This window comes from Gammaproteobacteria bacterium (assembly GCA_019911805.1).
GTDB lineage: Bacteria > Pseudomonadota > Gammaproteobacteria > Thiohalobacterales > Thiohalobacteraceae > JAHJQQ01.
Genome location: JAIOJV010000126.1, coordinates 1 through 1,918, shown reverse-complemented (window position 1 = coordinate 1,918; position 1,918 = coordinate 1). Strand labels below are relative to the sequence as shown.

The 1,918-nt window shown below is 63.6% G+C and carries 2 protein-coding genes; both read right to left on the bottom strand.

The genetic code is table 11. The annotated features are described in order from the left end of the window. On the bottom strand, positions 1-653 hold a 653-nt coding region (locus tag K8I04_15765), incomplete at its 3' end, for a replication initiation factor domain-containing protein (GenBank protein MBZ0073173.1). Between the two features lie 931 nt (positions 654-1,584). Continuing rightward, positions 1,585-1,918 (bottom strand): hypothetical protein (locus tag K8I04_15760; GenBank protein MBZ0073172.1); only part of this gene is annotated, 334 nt, incomplete at its 5' end.

The window sequence follows — 1,918 nt, the reverse complement described above, 5'->3', positions numbered from 1 at the left end:
CGCTGGAGAATGTCCGGCTCTATGCCTGGCAGCACCTCAGCGCAGAACGGGTAAGCACCCGAAAAATACTGATCCCGTCGCCCGACCGTCTCCCACGGAATATCCATCGATCCATCGGCCTTGAGCTCCAGCTCCACCCGGTATATGTCCTCGATCTTGTGACCGTCGATGTGGGTGCATGGCCCCGGCATATAGCGAAGCTTTGACGCCAGCTCGTAACCCTTCTCGTAGGCCCGCAGAAACTTGGGCGCGTCGCGCTTGCCAACGTAGCAGGTGCGGCCCGCCGTGGGGTCGCTGCTGATGATCTGCCGGAGGTTCGGCGGTCTGCCCCTTGTGGTGAATCCGCCCGAGGCGTGAGCCTCAACAACCTGTTCATGGGTGATCTCCCCATCCCACGTCGTCAGCGCGATATCGAGCCGCCGAATCTGAGCCGATGGAAGATCTTCGAGACTGTCCACCGCCTCCCAATCGCTGACGAACTCGCAGCCCTTGCCGGGCATGTCCACCCGAGTCCATCCGCGTTGACTCTCGCCCCCGAAATCGAGCCTAGCCACAGGAGCATCACCCAGCAGGATAGGGCGGCTGTGGTGGAAGCCGAACAGGCCGCGCTGATGGTCTCCAAGCTTCAGATGCCGCCCCATCTCCCCGAACATGGGCCGGACGGCTCCGAGCACGTCCCCCGGCTCCCCCTGCGTCCTGAACCTGAGCCAGTCAATGGTGGTTGTTTGGGTCATATCGCACCGCCCAAGACGCCCATTCGCGTGGCCCCTTTCAGGGGTTTCCACCAGATCAGGCCGCCACCCATGCGATAAGGCGAAACCCAGACCCCAACAGGGAACCGGAAAAGACCTGTCACCGGTGAACTGGCTTGTTTTGTTGCTACCGTTTTCACTTGGATTTCCTCCCTGCACTCTTGCCTGCCCCTTGGGACTTTCCCCCCCGTATTACAAGGCGGGGGGTAGAGGGGCCGGGAGCCCCGGCCGCACGGCCGGCTGGCGCCTGTCCCTGCGCCCTGTCCTCCCGTCCCTTCTGCCTCACCTTCTCCAGGAGCGCCCCTGTCTCGTCAGCCAGGCCAAGCGCGTAGGCGTGCATTTCCCGAGCGACGATCCGAGGCGCCGCCCTCGCCTGCTCCAGCTTCTCAGCCATGAAGGAAGCGGCTTCGATGGTGTCCGCGAGCCACTCCCCCATGGCCCGCCCGGTTGACATGCTCCCGGCCTTGGCCAACCGCTGGAAGGTGTCCAACACGTCTTGACGAACCGGAACCGTGACACGCCGCACCGTAGGCGACGGCTCACGTTCGGCGCTGCTGAGGGAGGGGGGTAGTGTTTGATGCATGGTGATGAATTGTGATGCACACAAACAGCCATGTCAACAAGGCGTGAGCGAGCCTCAGCGGTTTGCAGACGGATCGCCACACGGCCAGCAAGGCGCTAAATCGAGCGCTACGGCACGCGGAAGGGTAGAGGCTGGGGACGGTGCCCCGTGGTTGCTTGGGGCGCGCTGGCGGGCGCTATGGGTCGTGCGTGGGGTACGTCGCGCGGCAGAACCTGAACATGGGGCCTTGCCCCATACCCCGAGAGCCGATCAGTCGTGATCGACGAGCAGAACCCCGGCCTCTAGCAGGCGCTGGCTGTGCTTGGTGCCCATGATCTTGCCCATCACCGCGCCAATGTCCCCGTTGTAGGCGTGGAGGGCCGTGTAAAGCGTGTCCCCCCACTGCATGCGGCAGTTGGTTAGAGCGGCTTCGAGCTCGCGCCTTGGTGCCCTGTCTGGACGGCGCTGGAGAATGTCCGGCTCTATGCCTGGCAGCACCTCAGCGCAGAACGGGTAAGCACCCGAAAAATACTGATCCCGTCGCCCGACCGTCTCCCACGGAATATCCATCGATCCATCGGCCTTGAGCTCCAGCTCCACCCGG